18 protein-coding genes are annotated in these 20,062 nt (G+C 66.4%); 7 read left to right on the top strand and 11 right to left on the bottom strand.

The window, feature by feature from the left end:
* The first annotated feature begins 15 nt into the window (after window positions 1–15).
* The 7 genes from AC5LXX_RS15500 (at window position 16) to AC5LXX_RS15470 (ending at window position 6,851) form a co-directional block, all read left to right on the top strand.
* Window positions 16–714: a YoaK family protein gene (locus tag AC5LXX_RS15500; RefSeq protein ID WP_493410015.1), complete on the top strand. Its 699-nt coding sequence runs from the start codon at window positions 16–18 to the stop codon at window positions 712–714.
* 316 nt (window positions 715–1,030) lie between these two features.
* On the top strand, window positions 1,031–2,152 hold the full coding sequence (locus AC5LXX_RS15495; protein WP_493410014.1) for a porin: 1,122 nt from the start codon (window positions 1,031–1,033) through the stop codon (window positions 2,150–2,152).
* 375 nt (window positions 2,153–2,527) lie between these two features.
* Window positions 2,528–2,752 (top strand): hypothetical protein, encoded by a 225-nt coding sequence (locus AC5LXX_RS15490; RefSeq protein ID WP_493410013.1) that lies wholly within the window; start codon window positions 2,528–2,530, stop codon window positions 2,750–2,752.
* Window positions 2,753–2,996: 244 nt separating this feature from the next.
* Entirely contained in the window at window positions 2,997–4,352 is a 1,356-nt protein-coding gene (gor, locus tag AC5LXX_RS15485) for a glutathione-disulfide reductase (RefSeq protein ID WP_493410012.1), read from the top strand.
* A 647-nt stretch (window positions 4,353–4,999) separates the two neighbouring features.
* Window positions 5,000–5,677, top strand: a complete 678-nt coding sequence (locus AC5LXX_RS15480; protein WP_322082972.1) for a CsgG/HfaB family protein — start codon at window positions 5,000–5,002, stop codon at window positions 5,675–5,677.
* Window positions 5,678–5,734: 57 nt separating this feature from the next.
* On the top strand, window positions 5,735–6,166 hold the full coding sequence (locus AC5LXX_RS15475; protein WP_322082973.1) for a DUF4810 domain-containing protein: 432 nt from the start codon (window positions 5,735–5,737) through the stop codon (window positions 6,164–6,166).
* 10 nt (window positions 6,167–6,176) lie between these two features.
* Window positions 6,177–6,851, top strand: a complete 675-nt coding sequence (locus AC5LXX_RS15470) for a DUF799 domain-containing protein (RefSeq protein WP_322082974.1) — start codon at window positions 6,177–6,179, stop codon at window positions 6,849–6,851.
* Between the two features lie 93 nt (window positions 6,852–6,944).
* On the opposite strand, the gene AC5LXX_RS15465 is transcribed toward AC5LXX_RS15470, so the two are convergent.
* The 11 genes from AC5LXX_RS15465 to AC5LXX_RS15415 all read right to left on the bottom strand — a co-directional run bounded on the left by AC5LXX_RS15465 (window position 6,945) and on the right by AC5LXX_RS15415 (window position 19,835).
* Window positions 6,945–8,246 carry an NAD(P)/FAD-dependent oxidoreductase gene (locus tag AC5LXX_RS15465; RefSeq protein WP_493410011.1) on the bottom strand — a complete coding sequence of 434 codons (1,302 nt, stop codon included), beginning with the start codon at window positions 8,244–8,246 and terminating at the stop codon, window positions 6,945–6,947.
* A gap of 25 nt (window positions 8,247–8,271) precedes the next feature.
* A complete protein-coding gene (locus AC5LXX_RS15460; protein ID WP_493410010.1) occupies window positions 8,272–9,576 on the bottom strand; it encodes an NAD(P)/FAD-dependent oxidoreductase in 1,305 nt (434 codons plus the stop codon).
* Between the two features lie 98 nt (window positions 9,577–9,674).
* The gene (locus tag AC5LXX_RS15455; protein WP_493410009.1) at window positions 9,675–11,273 is read right to left on the bottom strand and encodes a DUF3138 family protein; all 1,599 of its coding nucleotides are present in this window, start codon (window positions 11,271–11,273) and stop codon (window positions 9,675–9,677) included.
* Between the two features lie 116 nt (window positions 11,274–11,389).
* On the bottom strand, window positions 11,390–12,229 hold the full coding sequence (locus tag AC5LXX_RS15450; RefSeq protein WP_124456775.1) for an ABC transporter permease subunit: 840 nt from the start codon (window positions 12,227–12,229) through the stop codon (window positions 11,390–11,392).
* Complete coding sequence (locus tag AC5LXX_RS15445; protein WP_493410008.1) at window positions 12,226–13,212, bottom strand: ABC transporter permease subunit; 987 nt, start codon at window positions 13,210–13,212, stop codon at window positions 12,226–12,228. Before AC5LXX_RS15445 ends, AC5LXX_RS15450 begins: the two co-directional genes overlap by 4 nt.
* A gap of 10 nt (window positions 13,213–13,222) precedes the next feature.
* Window positions 13,223–14,377 carry an ABC transporter ATP-binding protein gene (locus AC5LXX_RS15440; RefSeq protein ID WP_493410007.1) on the bottom strand — a complete coding sequence of 385 codons (1,155 nt, stop codon included), beginning with the start codon at window positions 14,375–14,377 and terminating at the stop codon, window positions 13,223–13,225.
* Window positions 14,378–14,565: 188 nt separating this feature from the next.
* Window positions 14,566–15,681: a polyamine ABC transporter substrate-binding protein gene (locus tag AC5LXX_RS15435; protein WP_493410006.1), complete on the bottom strand. Its 1,116-nt coding sequence runs from the start codon at window positions 15,679–15,681 to the stop codon at window positions 14,566–14,568.
* Between the two features lie 62 nt (window positions 15,682–15,743).
* Window positions 15,744–17,177, bottom strand: coding sequence for an aspartate aminotransferase family protein (locus AC5LXX_RS15430; RefSeq protein WP_493410005.1), 1,434 nt, complete (start codon window positions 17,175–17,177; stop codon window positions 15,744–15,746).
* Between the two features lie 37 nt (window positions 17,178–17,214).
* On the bottom strand, window positions 17,215–18,552 hold the full coding sequence (locus tag AC5LXX_RS15425; RefSeq protein ID WP_124452389.1) for a glutamine synthetase family protein: 1,338 nt from the start codon (window positions 18,550–18,552) through the stop codon (window positions 17,215–17,217).
* Between the two features lie 31 nt (window positions 18,553–18,583).
* The gene (locus AC5LXX_RS15420; protein ID WP_124452387.1) at window positions 18,584–19,369 is read right to left on the bottom strand and encodes a gamma-glutamyl-gamma-aminobutyrate hydrolase family protein; all 786 of its coding nucleotides are present in this window, start codon (window positions 19,367–19,369) and stop codon (window positions 18,584–18,586) included.
* Between the two features lie 283 nt (window positions 19,370–19,652).
* On the bottom strand, window positions 19,653–19,835 hold the full coding sequence (locus AC5LXX_RS15415; RefSeq protein ID WP_006488040.1) for a hypothetical protein: 183 nt from the start codon (window positions 19,833–19,835) through the stop codon (window positions 19,653–19,655).
* Between the last annotated feature and the right edge of the window lie 227 nt (window positions 19,836–20,062).

Raw genomic sequence — 20,062 nt, 5'->3', positions numbered from 1 at the left:
TTCACGGGAGGATCGATGGATCTCGACGGCGCCAGCCGCAATCTCACCGTCGCCGCGTTGCTGACGCTGTCCGGCGGCTATCTCGACGCATACACGTACGTCGGCCACGGCCACGTATTCGCGAACACGATGACCGGCAACGTCGCACTGCTCGGCATCAACCTGTCGGCCGGCGACTGGGCCGCCGCGCTGCATCACGTGCCGCCGCTCGTCGGCTTCGTGCTCGCGGTGTTCGTCGCGCACCTGCTCGGCCTCGCCGCGCAGCGCGGCTGGATGCGGCACACGGCGTTCGCGAGCCTGATCGTCGAGATCGCGTTTCTCGGCATCGCCGCGAGCGGCCTCGTCGGCGCGTCGAGCGCGTGGCTGATTCCGGGCATCTCGTTCGTCGCGACGCTGCAGACGCTGTCGTTCACCCATCTCGAGGAACTGTCGTACACGTCGGTGATGACGACCGGCAACCTGCGGCGCGCCGCGCAGAAGCTGTTCGTCGGGCTGATCCCGCGCTACGACGCGGGCGCGCTGCACGACTCGGCGCTGCTCGCGACGATCAGCTTCTGCTTCCTGGCCGGCGCGGTGGTCGGCGGTCTCGTGACGCGGCTCGTGCCGGACGTCGCGCTGTGGGGCGCGGTGCTGCTGCTCGTCGGCGCCTTCGCGGAAATCGTGCGGCGCGCGTGGCGCCGGCATACGGCCGACGGCGGGCCGGCGGCGGCGTGACCGCGCATCCGGCGGGCGCCCCCGTGCGCCCGTCCGTTCCGCGGCACCTGCCGCGTGATCCTGACAGCCCCGACGCACCGCAAGCCGCGCGGCCGGTTGCTGCTGCGCGGCGCCCGCGGCCCGCCGGACAAGCGTCGCACGCGCAACGTTGTGCGCGGGCGACAGTTCCGCCGTTACCGCACATTTCAATTTCTTTCAGCGATCGCACTCGTCATATGATTCAGCCCACATCGCGAGCGCCAAGAACGTGAGCGATCGCCACCCGGCTGCGCACGCGGCCGGCCATGAACGGAGACACCTACAAACAGGAAAGCTCATGAAGCAGACCACTCGACTCGCAGCCATCGCAGGGGGCGCCGCGCTCGCATTTGCCAGCCAGTACGCGGCCGCACAAAGCTCGGTCACGCTCTGGGGCGTCGCCGACGCCAGCATTCGTTACCTGACCAACGCCAACGCCAAGAACGACGGCCTGCTGTCGATGACCAACGGCGCGATCACGAACAGCCGCTTCGGCATCTACGGCACGGAAGATCTCGGCGGCGGCCTGAAGGCCGTGTTCAACCTCGAAAGCGGCGTGAACCTGCAGAACGGCGCCTTCGCCGACAGCGGCCGCCTGTTCAACCGCGCAGCGTACGTCGGCCTGCAGAGCCCGTACGGCACGGTGACCCTCGGCCGCCAGAAGACGCCGCTGTTCGACCTGCTGTCGGATACCTACGATCCGCTGACGGTCGGCAACTACCTCGAAAACGCGTGGCTGCCGGTCGCACTCGGCGGCGGCCTGTATGCGGACAACCAGATCAAGTACACGGGCAAGTTCGAAGGCCTGACCGCGAAGGCGATGTACTCGACCGGCACCAACTACGAATCGACCGGCGCCGGCGGCTTCTCGGGCCAGATTCCGGGCTCGCTCGGCAAGGGCAATGCGTGGGGCGTGTCGCTGTCGTACGTGATGGGCCCGCTCAGCATCGCGGCCGGCGCGCAGCAGAACAGCGACAACTCGGCACGCAAGCAGACGATCTACCACGCGAACGTCGTGTACGCGTTCAGCAAGGCGAAGATCTACGCGGGCTACCTGCGCTCGAAGGACGACACCGGCTTCGTCGACAGCCTGCTCGCGCAGAAGACGATTCCGGTCGCGAAGGGCACCGGCCGGATCGACGACGGTCCGTTCGCGGGCGTGAGCTGGCAGGTCAGCGCGCCGCTGACGCTGACGGGCGCGTTCTACTACGACCACATGCGCAATGCGATGACCGAGAACGGCACGCTCGCGAGCGGCAACCGCTACGCGGTCGTCGGCATTGCCGAGTACGCACTCAGCAAGCGCGCGGAAGTCTACGGCACCGTCGACTTCAACAAGACGACCGGCGCGGCGAACGTCGAGCTGCCGGGGCGCAACAACCAGACCGGCATCGCGATCGGCCTGCGCAATATCTTCTGACGAACGTCGGAACGCATGCGCCGGCATTCGCCCGGCGCGCATCGAAGAGGCTCCGCGAGGCGCCTCTTTTTTTTGACGCGCGACCTTCATACGCGCGCCCGACTATTCGGTAATCGCTCCATTGCGGAAGTCCCGCGCCGTAAGCGATCCGTCGGCATTCCAGAACATACTTTTACAGTACGCGCGAGCGCTTTCCGCTACGCTGCGTGCATCGCCCGTTGCGTGCCGAGAGGCGCGCGCGTGCGTCGTTCCGGTGGCGCTCGGCGAGCGCGGCCGGCCAGGTGCGTAACTTGTGTATCCGGTGATGACAATCGCGGTCTGCCGGTTTTTTTTCGTGGGACGATGCGCTCACGATTTTCTTGAAAGGGGATGACGATGGGTATCCTGAACACCGTGGGTGAAATCGCTGGCGCAGTGGCAGCCGTCGAAGGCGCGGAAAAGCTGGATCCGGATGCGGGCCTGCTGACCAAGGCGGCCGCGGCCATCGCCGGTTTCAAGGGCGCCGAAGCGATCGAAGGCATGCTCGAGAAGAAGAGGGACGACGTGCAAGCAGCAGACGACACGCAGGCGACGGACGGTAGCGACACGTCGCAGGCCTGAGCATGGCGGCTGGTCCGGCCGCGGGCGCGCCCTTCGCGCGCCCGGGCGGACCGGTGCCGCGCAGCCGGCGGGTCGGGCATGCGGTCGATCGGTGACGCATGACACACCCGGCAGCCGGTTTGACCGGCGAGAGGCCACGTCTCTCGCCGTTTTTTATTGGGCGCGCGCCGGGTCGCGCCGTGCGCCGCACGAATCGCCGAATCTTGCTATCGTGCCGTCATCCGAACTGCGATGAGGGGATGCGATGGATTTCGACTACGACCTGTTCGTCATCGGCGCCGGCTCCGGCGGCGTGAGGCTCGCGCGGATGTCCGCGTCGTACGGCGCACGCGTGGGCATCGCGGAAGAAGAGCAGATCGGCGGCACCTGCGTGCTGCGCGGCTGCATCCCGAAGAAGCTGCTCGTCTACGCATCGCATTACCCGCATGAAGTCGAGGACGCGAAGGGCTTCGGCTGGACCTTCGGCCCGGGCACGCTCGACTGGTCCGCGCTGATCGCCGCGAAGGATCGCGAGATCAACCGGCTCAGCGACATCTACATCAACCTGCTGCGGCAATCGGGCGTGGACATGCACGCCGGCCGCGCGACGCTCGTCGATGCGCATACCGTCGCGATCGGCGGCCGCACGATCCGCGCGCGCCACATCGCGATCGCGACCGGCTCGCGCCCGTCGATGCCGGCGCGGCCCGGCATCGAACACGCGATCACGTCGCGCGAGGCGCTGTCGCTCGCGACATGCCCCAAGCGCATCGCGGTGGTCGGCGGCGGCTATATCGCAGTCGAGTTCGCGGGCATCTTCAACGGCTTCGGCAGCCACGTCGACCTGTTCTATCGCGGCGAGAAGATCCTGCGCGGCTTCGACGACGACGTGCGCCGGTTCCTGACCGACGAGATGACGAAGCAGGGCGTCGCGATCCACGCGCGTGCGGTGGTCGAGTCGATCGAGCGCGCGGACGACGGCACGCTGAGCGTGCGGGTCGGCGATGCGCGGCACGGGCCGTACGACCAGGTGCTCTATGCGACCGGCCGCGTGCCGAACGTCGACGGGCTCGGGCTCGAGCAGGCGGGCGTGCTGCTCGACGCACGCGGCGCGATCGCCGTCGATGCCTATTCGGCGACGTCGGTGCCGTCGGTCCACGCGATCGGCGACGTCACGTCGCGGCCGCAGCTCACGCCGGTCGCGACGCGCGACGGCGGGCTGCTCGCGCGCACGCTGTTCGGCGGCTCGCGTGTCGCGGCCGATCACGCGTACGTGCCGTCGGCCGTGTTCAGCCAGCCCGAGGTCGCGACGGTCGGCCTGACCGAAGCCGATGCGCGTCACGCGCACGGCGAGGTCGATATCTATCGCACGTCGTTCAAGGCGCTGCGTCATACGCTGTCGGGCCGCGACGAGCGCACGATGATGAAGCTCGTCGTCGCACGCGGCAGCCAGCGCGTGGTCGGCGCGCACATGGTCGGCCGCGACGCGGGCGAGATCATCCAGGGCATCGCGATCGCGATTCGCGCGGGCGCGACGAAGGCGCAGTTCGACGACACGATCGGCATCCATCCGACCGCGGCCGAGGAATTCGTGACGATGCGGCAGAAGGTGGCCGACTAGCGGGCGCGGCATGCGTGCGGGCACACACGCGCGCGTGCGGCTCGATTGCCGCGGTGCGCATTGGCCGGTGAGTCGTTTCCTTTCACGGCAAAGCCGAATGAGTTTTGGTGATGGTGGTCGAGCTTTTGATAACGCCGACTGACCGTGCCGGTCACGTTTCTCGAAATTATCGGGTCGCACATTGGCCCGGCGTTGCAATGCGCAGCAATCGGCATGCTCCGGATTCTTTCCCGGAAAGCCTTTGCCCGTGGCGACCCGCGTGCGATCCCGGCGGATATTTAATATAAGTACGAAAATCGTCAACTATTATCAAGAACCCCCGTCTCGATAATCAGGCTTGATATGATCGCGCAAAATCCTATCCGGGGCCGGTCATGCGCGATCAACAGCGCAGCAATCAGAATAACGGGGTAATTCACGTGCGCGACGCATTCGCGCATCGATTTGCCTGTCCGCTTTGTGCCGCAACACATCCGTTGCGCGTACCCATCCATCCGATACCGCGATCGCCGGCCCGGCGATGACGGCGCACGTGCGCATCGCGCCGATGCGTACGTGTCAGCCCTCACCGCAGCCGTTTCGAACGCAGGTTCGTCCGCGAGCCGGCGTGTCCGCCAGGGCCATCTTTCCATGCAAGGAGACCAGCAGTGAACCATCAGACTCGACGCACCGTCCTCGTGGCGGCTGCGGTTGTCGCAGCGCTGTCCGGCTGCGCGACCGAATCGTCGCGCACGCTCGACGTGCCGGCCGTCAGCAGCGCGCAGAAGCCGTATGCGGGCAAGCCCGTCGCGATCGCCGTCGGCAAGTTCGACAATCGCTCGAGCTATATGCGCGGCATCTTCTCCGACGGCATCGACCGCCTCGGCGGGCAGGCGAAGACGATCCTCGTCACGCGCCTGCAGCAGAGCCGGCGCTTCAACGTGCTCGACCGCGAGAATCTCGACGAGATCAGGCAGGAAGCCGGCTTCATGAAGAAGGCGCAGGCCGTGAAGGGCGCGAACTACGTGGTGACGGGCGACGTGACCGAATTCGGCCGCAAGGACGTCGGCGATCACCAGCTGTTCGGCATTCTCGGCCGCGGCAAGACGCAGGTTGCGTATGCGAAGGTCAACCTGAACATCGTCGACACGACGACGTCGGAAGTCATCGCATCGAGTCAGGGCGCGGGTGAATTCAGCCTGTCGAACCGCGAGGTGATCGGCTTCGGCGGCACGGCCGGCTACGACTCGACGCTCAACGGCAAGGTACTCGACCTCGCGATCCAGGAAGCCGTGAACCATCTCGTCGACCAGGTCGACGCCGGGGCGTTGAAGGCTGCGCAGTAAAACCCGCGCGCAATCCGGCGCGGACGCATCATTCCATCAACCAGAAGAGACTAGACCATGAAACGGGGAATCTGGCTGCCGGCGACGGCGGCTGCATTGCTGCTCGCGGGCTGCGCGGCACCCACCACGCCGCCGCTGTATCAATGGACCGGCTATCAGCCGCAGGTGTACGAATACTTCAAGGGTCAGCAAGCACCGCAGCAGCAGATCGATGCGCTCGAAAAGGCGCTGCAGGAGATTCGCGCGAAGGGGCATACGCCGCCGCCGGGTTTCCATGCGCATCTCGGGATGCTGTATGCGAGCGTCGGCAACGGGCAGCAGGCCGAACAGGAACTGCAGGCCGAGAAGCAGTTGTTCCCGGAATCCGCGCCGTACATGGATTTCCTGATGAAGAAGAAAACCGGCGCATCGAAAGCCGCGAATCCGGCGGCCGCCGGCCAGACGGTCGCCGCCGAGAAGCACGCCGATTCGAACTCCGCCAAACAGTGACGCGCCCGCCATGTTCAAGACACTTTCATTCAAGCTGCTGTCCGTGCTGTCGATCGCCGCACTGCTGAGCGCGTGCGCGCAACCGGTGCAACGTCCCGACTACACGGCGTTCAAGAAGAGCCAGCCGCGCTCGATTCTCGTGCTGCCGCCGGTCAACGAAACCACTGACGTCGGCGCGACCTACGGCGTGCTGTCGCAAATGACGCTGCCGCTTGCCGAGTCGGGTTACTACGTGGTGCCCGTCGCGGTGATGGACGAGACGTTCAAGCAAAACGGGTTGACGAACGCAACCGATATCCAGGGCACGTCGCCCGCAAAGCTGCGCGAGATCTTCGGCGCGGACGCCGCGCTGTACTCGAAGGTCACGCAGTACGGCTCGGTCTATCAGCTGGTCGACAGCACGACGATCGTTTCGGCATCGGCGAAACTCGTCGACCTGAAGAGCGGTGACGTGCTGTGGCAGGGCGAGGGCCGGGCGACAGGCAAGGAAGTCGGCAACAACATGAGCGTCAATGCGTTCGGAATCGTCGGGGCGCTGGTGCAGGCAGCCGTCAAGCAGGTTGCGCATTCGCTGACCGACGAAGCGCACGACGTGGCCGGACTGACGAGCAGCCGTCTGCTGTCGGCCGGCCCGCCGAACGGGTTGCTGTACGGGCCGCGCTCGCCGAAGTACGGCACCGACTGACGCACGGCAGCCGTCCCGGCGTGCCGGAACCGGTCTGAACGGCCGCGCGAGCGCACGGCCGTCTTGTATCCGCGCATCGATGCTTCGTGGTGCTCAATGCACGCCGAACGCGTCGAGCATCCGGTACCAGCTCATCGCGAGCACCAGCGCCGGCGTGCGCAGCGCTTCGCCGCCGGGGAAATCGCGATGCCGGATCTTCTCGAACAGGTCGAAGCGACTCGCCTGTCCGTCGATCGCTTCGGCGATCAGCTTGCCCGCGAGCGCGGTCGTGTTCACGCCGTGCCCCGAAAACCCCTGCGCGAAGTACAGCGTCGGCGCGATGCGGCCGAAGTGCGGCGCGCGGTTCATCGTGATGTCGACGAAGCCGCCCCACGCGTAGTCGACCTTCACGTCCGCGAGCTGCGGGAACGTCTTCAGCATGTCCGCCCGCATCGCCGCGGCGAGGTCGCGCGGTTCGCGCGTCGAATAGCTGACCTTGCCGCCCCACACGAGCCGCGTGTCGGGCGCCGGCCGGAAATAGTCGAGCACGAAGCGGCTGTCGCAGATCGCCGCGCGCGCAGGCATCAGCGCGGCGGCGCGCGCTTCGCCGAGCGGCTCGGTCGCGATCACGTAGGTGCCGACCGGCATGATCTTCCTCGACAGCGCGGGTGCGAGCGTGCCGACGAAAGTGTTGCACGCGAGCACGACGAAGCGCGCGCGCACGTTGCCGCCGCTCGTCTCGACGACGTGGCCGCCGGCGACGTCGCGCACGCGCGTCACGCAGCTGTCCTCGTGGATGCGCACGCCTGCGTCGGTCGCCGCGCGCGCGAGGCCGAGCGTGTAGTTGAGCGGATGCAGGTGGCCGCTGTCGGGGTCGTACAGACCGCCGCGATAGCGGGCCGACTGCACGTAGTCGCCGAGTTCGTCGGCTTCGACGAAGTGGAAGCGGTCGTAGCCGAAGCGCTTCGCGGCTTCGTCGCGCCAGCGCTTCAGCGAATCGGCGTCGCGCTCGGTGTTCGCGGCGGTCAGGTAGCCGGGCACCAGCGCGCAGTCGATGTCGTGCTGCGCGATGCGCGATTTCACGAGCGACAGCGTTTCGAGCCCCATGTCCCAGATGCGCTTCACGTCGCCTTCGGGCATGAATTGCGCGAACGTGTCGATGTCGCATGCAAAGCCGCCGATGAGCTGGCCGCCGTTGCGGCCGCTCGCCGCCCATCCGACCCGCGACGCTTCGAGCACGGTCACCGAATGGCCGCGCTCGGCGAGGTTGAGCGCGGCGGACAGGCCCGTGAGGCCCGCGCCGATCACGCACACGTCGGCGTCGATCGTGCCGGCGAGCGGCGCGTGGCGGGTCGTATCGTTGGCGGTCGCCGCGTAGTAGGACGCGACGTGCGGCTGGTTGGCGAATGTCTGCATGGTCTGGATAACGAAGTAAGTAGGCTCAGAACAGCTCGCGCACGCGGTGGTACAGCATCCCGAGTTCGAGCGCGGGTTGCCGCCATGCGTCGCCGCCGGGAAAGCGCCGGTGACGCAGACGCGCGAACAGGTCGAATGCGCGCGTGTCGCCCGCGATCGCACCGGCGATCGCGCGTCCGGCAATGCCGGTGAGCGCGACGCCGTGCCCGCTGAAACCCTGGACGTAGAAGAAGTTGGGATCGAGTGCGCCGAAGTCCGGCGCGCGGTTGCGCGTGACGTCGACGAAGCCGCCCCACGCGTGGTCGACGCGCACGTCGCCGAGTTGCGGGAACACGCCGAGCATGCGCTGGCGGATCGTTTCGGCGAGCGTGGCGGGCGATGCGCCGGCCGAGTTCGCGCGGCCGCCGAACAGCATCCGGTGGTCGGCCGACAGCCGGAAATAGTCGAGGAAGAAATTGTTGTCGCACACGGCTTCGCGCTTTGCGATCAGCGCGTCGGCGCGCGCCTGGCCGAGCGGCTCGGTCGCGATGATGTACGACGCGATCGGGGCGATGCGCGCGGCGGTCGCGGCCGGCAGGATGCCGCCGGGCCCCGCGTTGCAGCACGACACGACGTAGCGGCAGCGCACCTCGCCCGACGGCGTGCGCACGACGGGGCGCGCACCGCGCACGACGTCGAGCGCCGGCGTATGCGCATACAGCGCGACGCCTTCGCGGCGCGCGGCCTCGGCGAGACCGAGGCAGTACTTGAGCGGATGCAGGTGGCCGGACAGCGGGTCGTGCACGCCGGCCAGATAGCGTGTCGACGCAATGCGTGCGTGGATTTCGCCGGTGTCGAGCCAGGTGAGCGACGGATGGCCCCAGCGCGACGTCGCGGCCGCCATCCACGCGCGCAGGTCGTCGATGCGGCGCGGTTTGGTCGCGACCGTCAGGTAGCCGCGCGTGAAGTCGCAGTCGATCCCGTAGCGCGCGATGCGTTCGGCGATCAGCGCGACGCCGTCGAGCGACAGCGACCACGCGGCACGCGCGCCGTCGGCGCCGAGCTGTTGCTCGATCACCTCGTCCTTCGCGAAGCCCGTGATCGCCTGGCCGCCGTTGCGGCCCGACGCGCCCCAGCCGGGCCGGTGCGCATCGATCACGGCGACGGACAGCCCGCGCGCACGGCAGTCGAGCGCTGTCGACAGGCCCGCGAAGCCGGCGCCGATCACGCAGACGTCGACATCGATCGCGTCGTCGAGCACGGGGACGTCGACCACGGGCCGCGTGACGGTTGCTTCGTAGTACGAGTCGCGCGCGAGCGCATCGGCGCGGCGGGTGAAAGACTGCGTCATGAAAACGACTCCCTCGAAAAGGCTGCAACCTGCACGCAGCCACCCTGAAAACGGCGCGGGACGCCGCGCGCGCGGCACGGCGTCCCGCGTGTGCTGCGTCAGAACGAATAGATGAACTGCGTGGCGAGCAGGTCGTTGGACTTGCCGTACGAGCCGTCGTTGCGCAGGAACACCTTGTTGTTCGCCCAGTCGTGCCGGTATTCGACCTTCACGGTGATCTGCTGGGTCGGATAGAACAGCAGGTCGAGCGCGACATCCTGGCGTACCGCGCCCTTGCACTCGAAGCCCAGGCCGCCGCCGGCCTTCGATTGCGCGAGGCAGTCCGCGTCGACGCCGAAGCCGTTGCTCGGATCCATCCCGTTGCCGTTCAGCGCGATGCCGCCGCCGCCGCCGCCGTTCTTCGAGTTGGCGAGCAGGTCGTAGCGCAGCGTCACGCCCATGCGGCCGACCACCGGCGCGTTGAACTTGCGGTGCGCGAGCAGCGACAGGCCGTACCACTGCGCGAGCCCGCCGTTGAACGCCGCATGCTGCTGCCGGCCGTAGTCGACTTCCGCGTTGTACTGAATATCGGCGAGCGTGTAGGTCGCGTCGAGTTCGCCGAAGAAGAACGAACCGTACGCGCTTGGCGCCGCGCCGCCCGGGCCATAGTGGACGTTGCCCTGATCGTCGATCGCGCTCGACAGCGTCTGCCGGCCGATGTTGAACGAGCCGCCGAGATCGAGCGCACTCGACCACGTGTAGTCCGCGCGCGCGGTGAAGGTCGGCACCCTGTTGCTGGTGGTGATCGGGTCGCCGAGCGCGTTGGTGCCTGTCTGCGTGACCGAACCGTACGTGCGGTACTGCTCGTTGCCGAGGAAGAACTTCCACGCCCAGGCGCCCTTCGTGTAGTTCGCGCCGATACCGACGTAGCTGCCCGGATCGGAGAAATCGTACAGCAGGTTGTGCGTGAGCGTGAGCATCTGGTTCGACTGCTGCACCTCGTAGCCGCCGAAGCTCGGGATCAGGCCGGCGACGAGCGTCGTCTCGGCGGTGATCGGCACGTTGATGACTGCCGTGTTCAGCAGGTTGTCGGTGATCGAGCCGCGCGAGTTCTGCAGCAACGTGATGCCGTTGCCGCGGTTCGGCATCAGCGTGATCTCGGCCGACGGCGCCATCGGGCCGACGCCGAACGTCTTCTTGATGTCGAGGTAGAGATCGCCGAACGTGCTGTTGAAGTAGTTGTACGCGTTCTCGTGGTTCGCGAACAGGAACGACGACGTGCCGGCCGCACGGTTGTAGATGTAGGTCGGATCGATGTAGCCGGTGACCGACAGGCCGGCCAGCGGGCCGGTGTTGGCCGCGTCGGTCAGCGAGTCGACCTTCAGCTGCTGGTTCGCGATCTGCTGCTTCATTTCGCTGACGTCGTCGTTGGTCAGCGTGGCCTGCGCCTTGCCGTAATCCGGCGAGCCCGGATCGGCCGCCACCGCGACGGCCTTGCTGCCGCCGGCCGCACCCGCACCCGCACCCGCGCTCGCGCCGGCCGTCGCGACCGCGCCGCCGCCCGGCTTCGCGGCGAGCTGCGCCTGCATCGCCTTCATCTGTTTCTGCAGCGCCGCGACCTGCGCCTGCAGCGCCTTGATCTCGGCGGATGTCGAGCCGGCCAGCGCGATGCCCGGCAACGCGCCGGCCACCAGCAGGCAGATCAGTTTCTTCTTCATTGCGGATTCTCCTTGTCGTGCGCCTGTCAAATCGGGATCGAATCGCGCGCCCCCCCTGGGGCAGCGCGCCTTGCTTGTCTGCAGTGCTTGTTATCCTTGATGCGGGAGACGGGGCGTCACGCCATCGCGAACGCCGCCTTCAGGTCGGCCATCCGGCGCCGCTCGCGTGCGATCATCATCCGGTTCACCACGATCACGCCGATCGTCACGGCCGTGATGAACAGCGTCGCCAGCGCATTCATCTCCGGGTTCAGCCCCAGCCGCACGCGCGAGAACACCACCAGCGGCAGCGTCGTCGAACCCGGCCCCGACAGGAACGCCGACAGCACCAGGTCGTCGATCGACAGCGTGAACGACAGCAGCCACCCCGACAGCAGCGCCTGCGAGATCAGCGGCAGCGTCACCACGAAGAACACCTTCAGCGGCGTCGCGCCCAGATCCAGCGCGGCCTCCTCCAGCGACTTGTTCATCTCCTTCACGCGCGACTGCACGATGATCGCCACGTACGACACGCACAACATCACGTGACCGATCCAGATCGTCACCATCCCGCGACCTTTCGGCCAGCCGAACATCTGCTCCAGCGCCACGAACAGCAGCAGCAGCGAGATGCCCTGGATCACCTCCGGAATCACCAGCGGCGCGTTGATCATCCCCGTGTACAGCGTGAAGCCCTTGAAGCGGCCGAAGCGCGCGAGCACGAAGCCCGCCCACGTGCCGATCACGACCGACGCGGTCGCCGTCAAGAGGCCGATCTTCAGCGACAGCCACGCGGCCGTCAGCAGCTCGTCGTCCTCCAGCAGCGCCGCGTACCACTTCAGCGAGAAGCCCGACCACACCGTCACCAGCTTCGACTCGTTGAACGAGTACACGACGAGACTGATGATCGGGATGTACAGGAACAGGAAGCCGAAGGCGAGGACGCCCGTCGACAGCGGTTTGCTCGGCTTGATCATTTCGCTTCCTCCAGTTCCTTGACCTGGTAGTACTGGAACAGCGCCATCGGCACCAGCAACAGCAGCACCATCGCGACCGTCACCGCCGACGCCATCGGCCAGTCCATGTTGTTGAAGAACTCATCCCACATCACGCGGCCGATCATCAGCGTGTCGGCGCCGCCGAGCAGCTCCGGAATCACGTACTCGCCCACCGCCGGGATGAACACCAGCAGGCTGCCGGCGATGATCCCGTTCTTCGACAGCGGCAGCGTGATCCGCGTGAACGCGACCCATGGCTTCGCGCCCAGGTCGTACGCGGCTTCGAGCAGCGTCAGGTCCATCTTCACGAGGTGCGCGTACAGCGGCATCACCATGAACGGCAGGTACGAATAGACCATCCCGATGTAGACGCCCGCGTCGCTGTGATACAACCGCAGCGGCGTGTGGATGATGCCGAGCGCGATCAGCGTGTGGTTCAGCAGACCGTCGTCCTTCAGGATGCCGATCCACGCGTACACGCGGATCAGGAACGACGTCCAGAACGGCAGCATCACGGCCATCATCAGCACGTTGCGGCGGTTCGGCTCCGAGCGCGCGATGTAGTACGCCATCGGATAACCGATCAGCAGGCACAGCACCGTCGACACGGCGGCCATCTTCAGCGAGCTGAGGTAGGTCGCGACATACAGGTCGTCCTGCAGCAGGAACGCGTAGTGCGACAGCTGCAGCGCGAAGTGCACGACGCCGTCCTTGAACTCGACGAGCGACGTGTACGGCGGGATGCCCATCACCTGGTCGGCGAAGCTGATCTTCAGCACCAGCACGAACGGCAGCGCGAAGAACACCGCGAGCCACAGGAACGGCACGCCGATCGCGACGCTGCGACCCGACGGCAAGAAGCGCGACAGCGCGGCGAAGCGGCCCGGGCGGGCGCGGCCCGCGCCAACGCTCGCGGCGCCGGTCGACACCGGCGTGGAGGGCGTGGAAGCAGAGGTTCTCATCGCGTCGTCCTCATTGCGTCAGCACGACGCCGCTGGCCGGCGACCACGACACGAACACGTCGTCGTTCCACGCCGGTGCGTTGTCGCTCATCAGGTGCGAGCTCGACAGGTTCGACACGACCGTCTTGCCGCTCGGCAAGCGCACGTGGTACAGCGAGTAGCTGCCCATGTACGCGATGTCGGTCACGACGCCGCGCGCCCAGTTGTGTTTCGAGCCGGGTTTCTCGCGCGACACGTGGATGCGCTCCGGGCGCACCGAAATGCCGACCGGCATCCCGAGCGGGCCCGTGACGCCGTGGCTCACGTACATGCGCGCCTCGAGGTCATCGCTCTCGACGAAGATGTGATCGGGTTCATCCTCGACCACGCGGCCTTCGAACAGGTTGGTCGAGCCGATGAATTCGGCGGAGAAGCGGCTGTTCGGAAACTCGTACACCTCGCCCGGCGCGCCGATCTGCACGATCTTGCCTTCGCTCATCACCGCGAGGCGGCTGGCCATCGTCATCGCCTCTTCCTGGTCGTGCGTGACCATCACGCAGGTCACGTCGACCTTCTCGATGATGTTCACGAGTTCGAGCTGGGTCTTCTGGCGGATCTTCTTGTCGAGCGCGGACATCGGCTCGTCGAGCAGCAGCAGCTTCGGGCGCTTGACCAGCGAGCGCGCCAGCGCGACGCGCTGCTGCTGGCCGCCGGAGAGCTGATGCGGCTTGCGCTGCGCGTACTTGCTCATCTGCACGAGCGCGAGCGCATCGGCCACGCGCTCCTTGATCTCGTTTTTCGGCGTGCCTTCCTGCTTCAGGCCGAACGCGACGTTCGATTCGACCGTCATGTGCGGGAACAGCGCGTACGACTGGAACATCATGTTCACGGGGCGGCGGTACGGCGGCAGCGACGCAAGGTCCTCGCCGTCGACGAAGATCTTGCCGGAGGTCGCCGTCTCCAGCCCGGCGAGCATGCGCAGCAGCGTCGACTTGCCGCAGCCGGAGCTGCCGAGCAGTGCGAACAGTTCGTTCTTCGCGATCGTCAGGTTCACGTTGTCGACGGCCGTGCTGTCGCCGAACTTCTTCACGACGTTCTCGATGCGGACGAACGTATCGTTTTGCGGGCGGGCCGCGGCGGCCGGTTGAGTCTGTCGTGCAGCAGCGGAAGAGGGTATCGATTGCATGGGAGTCACCATTCGTTCTTCACGGATTGCAGGCGTGAGCGTCCCCGCACGAGGCGCGCAACGCGACTCGCGGACGACGGCTCGTGCCGGATGGAACAGTGCGCGCGGCGCGCGCGGGCGGACGGAGGTCCGCGAATCTCGGGCGGGCAGGCGTGAAGCGATGCCGGCGCCGCCGTGATGCATGACGATCAGTGGCCCGTCTTAAGCTGGGCCCACAGACGGTTCTCGAGGCGCAGGATGTCGGCCGGCATCGGCTTCATCAGCACCATCTTCTTCAGCACGTCTTCCGGCGGGTAGACGGTCGGATCCTGCGCGACGGCCGGCGTGACGAACGGGTGTGCGGCCTTGTTCGCGGTCGGGTAGAACACCGTGTTGGTGATCGCCGCATTGACCTTCGGATCGGACACGTAGTTGATCCACTTCAGTGCGGCTTCGGGGTGCGGTGCATCCTTCGGGATCACCATCACGTCGAACCACAGCAGGCCGCCTTCCTTCGGGTTCGAGAACTTGATGTCGTACGAACGTTTCGCTTCCGACGAGCGGCGGTGCGCGATGCCGACGTCGCCCGACCAGCCGAGCACGACGCACACGTCGTTGTTCGCGAGGTCGTTGATGTAGCCGGACGAGTTGAACTGGGTGATGTACGGGCGGACTTTCTTCAGGACTTCGAACGCAGCCTGGTAGTCGCCGGGGTTCTTGCTGTTGGGATCCTTGCCCATGTATTGCAGCGTGGCGGCGAACACGTCGACGGCCTGGTCGAGGAACGATACGCCGCAGCTCTTCAGCTTCTCCATGTTGGCCGGGTCGAACACCAGCGCCCAGCTGTCGACCGGCGCCTTGTCGCCGAGCGCCTTCTTCACCGCCTGCGCGTTGTAGCCGATCCCGTCCGTGCCGTACGCCCAGGGGACGCCGTACTGGTTGCCCGGATCGGCATCGGCAATCATCTTCATCAGCAGCGGATCGAGGTTCGCGAGGTTCGGAATCTTCGACTTGTCGAGCTTCTGGTACACGCCGGCCTGGATCTGCTTGGCCATGTAGTTCGACGTCGGCACGACGATGTCGTAACCCGAACTGCCGGCAAGCAGCTTCGCCTGAAGCGTGTCGTCGCTGTCGTAGTTGTCGTACTTGACGTGGATGCCCGTCTGCTTCTGGAAGTTCGGGATCGTGTCGGGTGCGATGTAGTCGGACCAGTTGTAGACGTTCAGGTCCTCGGCATGCGCCGACGGACTGGCGACTGACGTGAACGCTGCCGCGGCGGCAAGGGCGGCGACTGAACAGGCTTGGCGAAGAAAGCAGGCACGCATGGTGGAATTCCCTTGGGTTATGGCGGCGTGCGGCGCCCGCCGCACGCCTGTAGGCAAAGCCGTTACGAAATACCCAGTTGCTGGGCGGTTGCATCGACGGCCTTCTTTGCCTTCGACACGAGTTCATCGATTTCCTGGCGCGTGATCACGAGCGGCGGCGACAGCAGCATCCGGTCGCCGGTCGCCCGCATGATCAGGTTGCCGTTGAAGCAGAAGTCGCGGCAGATCGTGCCGACGTCACCGCCGTTCGCGAAGCGGCGGCGGTCGGCCGGCGATTCGGCGAGCTGCAGGCTCGCGACGAGGCCGTGGCCATGCACCTCGCCGACGATCGGGTGACGCGCGAAGGTCTCGCGCATCAACGCCTGGAAGTACGGGCCCGTGTCGTTCTTCACGCGCTCGACGATGCCTTCGTCGCGCAGCAGCTTCAGGTTCGCGACCGCGACGGCCGCCGCCACCGGGTGGCCCGAGTACGTGAGGCCGTGATTGAACTCGCCGTTGTCGATGATCGGCCGCGCGACGCGCTCGTGAATGCCGACTGCGCCCATCGGCACGTAGCCCGACGTCAGGCCCTTGGCCATCGTGATCAGGTCCGGCTCGAAGCCGAAGTGCTGGTGCGCGAACCATTCGCCGGTCCGGCCGAAGCCGCCGATCACTTCGTCGGCGACCAGCAGGATGTCGTACTTGCGGCAGATCCGCTGGATTTCCGGCCAGTACGTCGACGGCGGGAAGATCACGCCGCCCGCGCCCTGGAACGGCTCGCCGATGAATGCCGCGACGTTCTCCGCGCCGAGTTCGAGGATCTTCGCTTCGAGCTGCTGCGCACGCGCGAGGCCGAACGCTTCCGGCGTCTCGCCTGCTTGCGCTTCGCCGAAGAAATACGGCTGGTCGATGTGCACGATGTGCTCGACCTTCGATGGCATCTGCTCGTGCATGTAGCCCATCCCGCCGAGCGTGCCGCCCGCGATCGTCGAGCCGTGGTAGCCGTTCTTGCGCGAGATCACGTACTTCTTCTGCGGCTTGCCCTGCACGCGCCAGTACTGGTGCACGAGGCGCAGCACGGTGTCGTTGCCTTCCGAGCCGCTGTTGCAATAGAAGAAGTGGTTGAAGCCGGCCGGCGTCACTTCCGCGAGCATCGCGGAAAGCTCGATCACCGGCGGGTGCGTGGTCTTGAAGAACGTGTTGTAGAACGGCAGTTCCTGCAGCTGGCGATACGCGGCGTCGGCGAGTTCCTTGCGGCCGTAGCCGACGTTCACGCACCACAGGCCGGCCATCCCGTCGATCACCTTGTTGCCGTCCGAGTCCCACAGGTAGACGCCGTCGGCCTTCACGATCACGCGGCTGCCGGCGCGGTTCAGCGCGCCCATGTCCGAGAACGGGTGGATGTGGTGCGCGGCGTCGAGCGCGCGGTATTCGGCGGTCGAGCGTGCCTGCGTCGCGCGCGGCGCGGCGGCTGGTGCGGCCGGCTGGATCCAGGCAGATTCGTTGCGGTAAGTCATGTTTCCTCCGTGATTCCGTATTCGGTTGTGCGCGCGCTCAGACGTGCAGCAGCAGATGGCGGCGTTCCCACGAGCTGATCACGCGGAAGAACGCTTCGTATTCGGTTTCCTTCAGCGCGAAATACGCTTTCAGGAACTTGTGGCCGAGGATCTCGCCGAGCGGTTCGCACGCGGCCATCAGCGTCAGCCCTTCCTCGAGGTTGCGCGGCAGCTGGTACGGCAGGTCGTAGCCGTCGCTGACGAGCGGCTCGGTCGGCTCCAGGCGCTGCGTCATGCCGAGGTAGCCGGCCGCGAGCGTCGCGGCGAGTGCGAGGTACGGGTTGCAGTCGACGCCCGGGATGCGGTTTTCGATGCGGCGTGCCGACGGGCCCGAGTGCGGGATGCGGAAGCCGACCGTGCGGTTGTCGTAGCCCCACTGCACGTTGATCGGCGCGGCCATGAAGCGCGACAGGCGGCGGTACGAGTTGATGTACGGCGCGAAGATCGGCATCAGCGCCGGCGTGTACTTCTGCAGCCCCGCGAGGTAGTTGTAGAACATCGACGTCGCGCCGCCGGTTTCCTGCGACGTGAACAGGTTCAGGCCCGTTTCCTCGTCGACGATGCTCTGGTGCACGTGCATGGCCGAACCCGGCTCGTCTTCCATCGGCTTGGCCATGAACGTCGCGTACATGTTGTGACGCAGCGCGGCCTCGCGCACCGTGCGCTTGAACAGGAACACCTGGTCGGCCAGCGACAGCGCGTCGCCGTGCATGAAGTTGATCTCCATCTGCGCGGCGCCGACTTCGTGGATCAGCGTGTCGATGTCGAGGTTCTGTGCTTCGCAGTACTCGTAGATGTCCTCGAACAGCGGATCGAACTCGTTGACGGCCTCGATCGAATACGACTGGCGGCCCGTTTCGGGGCGGCCCGTGCGGCCGACCGGCGGACGCAGCGGCAGGTCCGGGTCCTTGTTCATGTCGACGAGATAGAACTCGAGCTCCGGCGCGACGACGGGTTTCCAGCCCTTGGCCTTGTACAGCTCGAGCACGCGGCGCAGCACGTAGCGCGGCGAGATCTCGACGGGCGAGCCGTCGAAGTGCACGCAGTCGTGGATCACCTGCGCGGTCGGGTCGACGGCCCACGGGATCAGGCGGATCGTCGACTCGTCGGGCACGCACACCATGTCGGGATCGGTCACGCCGGTCAGCGAGCCGTCTTCCGGATACTCGCCGGTGACGGTCTGCACCATCACGGCCTGCGGCAGGCGCATCGATTCGCCGGACGTGAACTTGTTGCGCGGCGTGATCTTGCCGCGCGCGATACCGGCCATGTCGGGAATGATCGCCTCGACTTCGGTGATCCGGTGTTGTTTCAGAAAACTTTCGATGTCTTGCATGTCTGTTCTCGTTTTGTTTGGGTCGGCGCGCTCAGGCGAGTGCGGCGGCGGCCATGGCGCGCGTGCGGGCAGTGCGGCGGGCACGGCAGGCATCGCCGAAGGCGCGGAAGATCGCGCTCGACAGCGGGTCCTGCGCATGGCGCCATTCGGGGTGCCACTGCACGGCGAGTGCGAAAGCCGGTGCGTCGACGACGCTGACGGCCTCGATCAGGCCGTCCGGTGCGACGGCTTCGACGGCGAGGCCGGAGCCGAGCTGCGCGATGCCCTGCTTGTGCAGCGAGTTCACGTGCACTTCGTCGCGGCCGCCGGCGAGCGCGTGCAGCTTGCCGCCGGGCGTCAGGCGCACGACGTGCGCGGGGCCGTATTGCGTGTCCATCGGCGCGTCGTCGTCCTCGCGGTGATCGGCGAGGCCCGGCACTTCATGCACGCGCTGGTGCAGCGTGCCGCCGCAGACGACGTTCAGCTCCTGGAAGCCGCGGCAGACGGCGAGCACCGGCACGCCCGCGGCGATCGCGGCGCGCAGCAGCGGCAGCGTCGTCGCGTCGCGCGCCGGGTCGTGTTTCGTGCCGGGCGCGCTTGGTTCGCCGCCATACAGGTGCGGCTCGACGTTCGAGTAGCTACCGGTAAACAGCAGCCCGTCGACCGTGGCGAGCACGTCGTCGACCGACTGGCGCGCGCCGAGCGCGGGCAGCACCATCGCGAACGCGTGCGCGCCGTCGACGATCGCGGCGACGTATTTGTCGCCGACCGTGTGCGACGCATGTGCGCCGATTTGCGTGAGGTCGGCAGTGATGCCGACGAGGGGTTTCCTTTCCATGACGTCAATCAGTTATCCGGAGGGTTGTTGCGTGCATTTCGCCGGACGGCGCGAAACGCAGGCGTGCAACAGCCCCGCAGCCTGGCGCAAGGCGCAAGGCCGCTGGTGAATGGGCGCAACGGGATGGCGTGGCGATCCGCGCTGCGCGCGACGATCAGGCCGTCGTTCGTTTCATTGCGACACGCGACGCGGCAACGAATGCGCGAACGCGTTCCGTCACCGCACGGACCATGCGGTTGGCGAATCAGCAGGCGAAACGAACGACGTAAAGAAAGGAGAGGCGCTACGGCAGCAGCGACGCCACTTCGTCGGTATCGACGGCGACGAATGCGCGTGCGGAAACGGCGTTGTGGCGCCGAACGGAACGACGGGACAGGATGGTGTAGATCGACAGGTGAAGCAGGCGAGGACTATGCCAGCCGCAACTGCCGTCGGAAGCGGGAACGGCGCTGCGCAAACTTCGCACATCGCCTCGATCCCACCTCACCAGAGGGCCACGGACTCTCACGATTACACTCGACTGGTTTGTTGAAAGTTTTGAACACCCGACCGTTTCAACGCACTGGGCGTTTAAAATAATCAAGGCGCCGGTTCGGCATCATTTACATTGATGAGCATCAATTTTTGCGTTGCAATAACGCTTTTTTGCTGCTCATTAAAGTCTGATGACGCCAACCTGAGAGCCAGCATATA

This window comes from Burkholderia torrens, from assembly GCF_984668525.1.
The sequence above is the reverse complement of the archived record's forward strand: the minus strand, read 5'-3'. Positions and strand labels throughout refer to the sequence as shown.

What these genes read in the sequence shown, in the direction of transcription:
- AC5LXX_RS15495 (WP_493410014.1), top strand. Translation starts at nt 1,031, where the DNA reads ATGAAGCAGACCACTCGACTCGCAGCCATCGCAGGGGGCGCCGCGCTC.
- AC5LXX_RS15440 (WP_493410007.1), bottom strand. Translation starts at nt 14,377, where the DNA reads ATGCAATCGATACCCTCTTCCGCTGCTGCACGACAGACTCAACCGGCC.
- AC5LXX_RS15445 (WP_493410008.1), bottom strand. Translation starts at nt 13,212, where the DNA reads ATGAGAACCTCTGCTTCCACGCCCTCCACGCCGGTGTCGACCGGCGCC.
- AC5LXX_RS15465 (WP_493410011.1), bottom strand. Translation starts at nt 8,246, where the DNA reads ATGCAGACATTCGCCAACCAGCCGCACGTCGCGTCCTACTACGCGGCG.
- AC5LXX_RS15470 (WP_322082974.1), top strand. Translation starts at nt 6,177, where the DNA reads ATGTTCAAGACACTTTCATTCAAGCTGCTGTCCGTGCTGTCGATCGCC.
- AC5LXX_RS15425 (WP_124452389.1), bottom strand. Translation starts at nt 18,552, where the DNA reads ATGCAAGACATCGAAAGTTTTCTGAAACAACACCGGATCACCGAAGTC.
- AC5LXX_RS15435 (WP_493410006.1), bottom strand. Translation starts at nt 15,681, where the DNA reads ATGCGTGCCTGCTTTCTTCGCCAAGCCTGTTCAGTCGCCGCCCTTGCC.
- AC5LXX_RS15475 (WP_322082973.1), top strand. Translation starts at nt 5,735, where the DNA reads ATGAAACGGGGAATCTGGCTGCCGGCGACGGCGGCTGCATTGCTGCTC.
- AC5LXX_RS15430 (WP_493410005.1), bottom strand. Translation starts at nt 17,177, where the DNA reads ATGACTTACCGCAACGAATCTGCCTGGATCCAGCCGGCCGCACCAGCC.
- AC5LXX_RS15490 (WP_493410013.1), top strand. Translation starts at nt 2,528, where the DNA reads ATGGGTATCCTGAACACCGTGGGTGAAATCGCTGGCGCAGTGGCAGCC.
- AC5LXX_RS15450 (WP_124456775.1), bottom strand. Translation starts at nt 12,229, where the DNA reads ATGATCAAGCCGAGCAAACCGCTGTCGACGGGCGTCCTCGCCTTCGGC.
- AC5LXX_RS15420 (WP_124452387.1), bottom strand. Translation starts at nt 19,369, where the DNA reads ATGGAAAGGAAACCCCTCGTCGGCATCACTGCCGACCTCACGCAAATC.
- AC5LXX_RS15460 (WP_493410010.1), bottom strand. Translation starts at nt 9,576, where the DNA reads ATGACGCAGTCTTTCACCCGCCGCGCCGATGCGCTCGCGCGCGACTCG.
- AC5LXX_RS15455 (WP_493410009.1), bottom strand. Translation starts at nt 11,273, where the DNA reads ATGAAGAAGAAACTGATCTGCCTGCTGGTGGCCGGCGCGTTGCCGGGC.
- AC5LXX_RS15500 (WP_493410015.1), top strand. Translation starts at nt 16, where the DNA reads ATGGATCTCGACGGCGCCAGCCGCAATCTCACCGTCGCCGCGTTGCTG.
- gor (WP_493410012.1), top strand. Translation starts at nt 2,997, where the DNA reads ATGGATTTCGACTACGACCTGTTCGTCATCGGCGCCGGCTCCGGCGGC.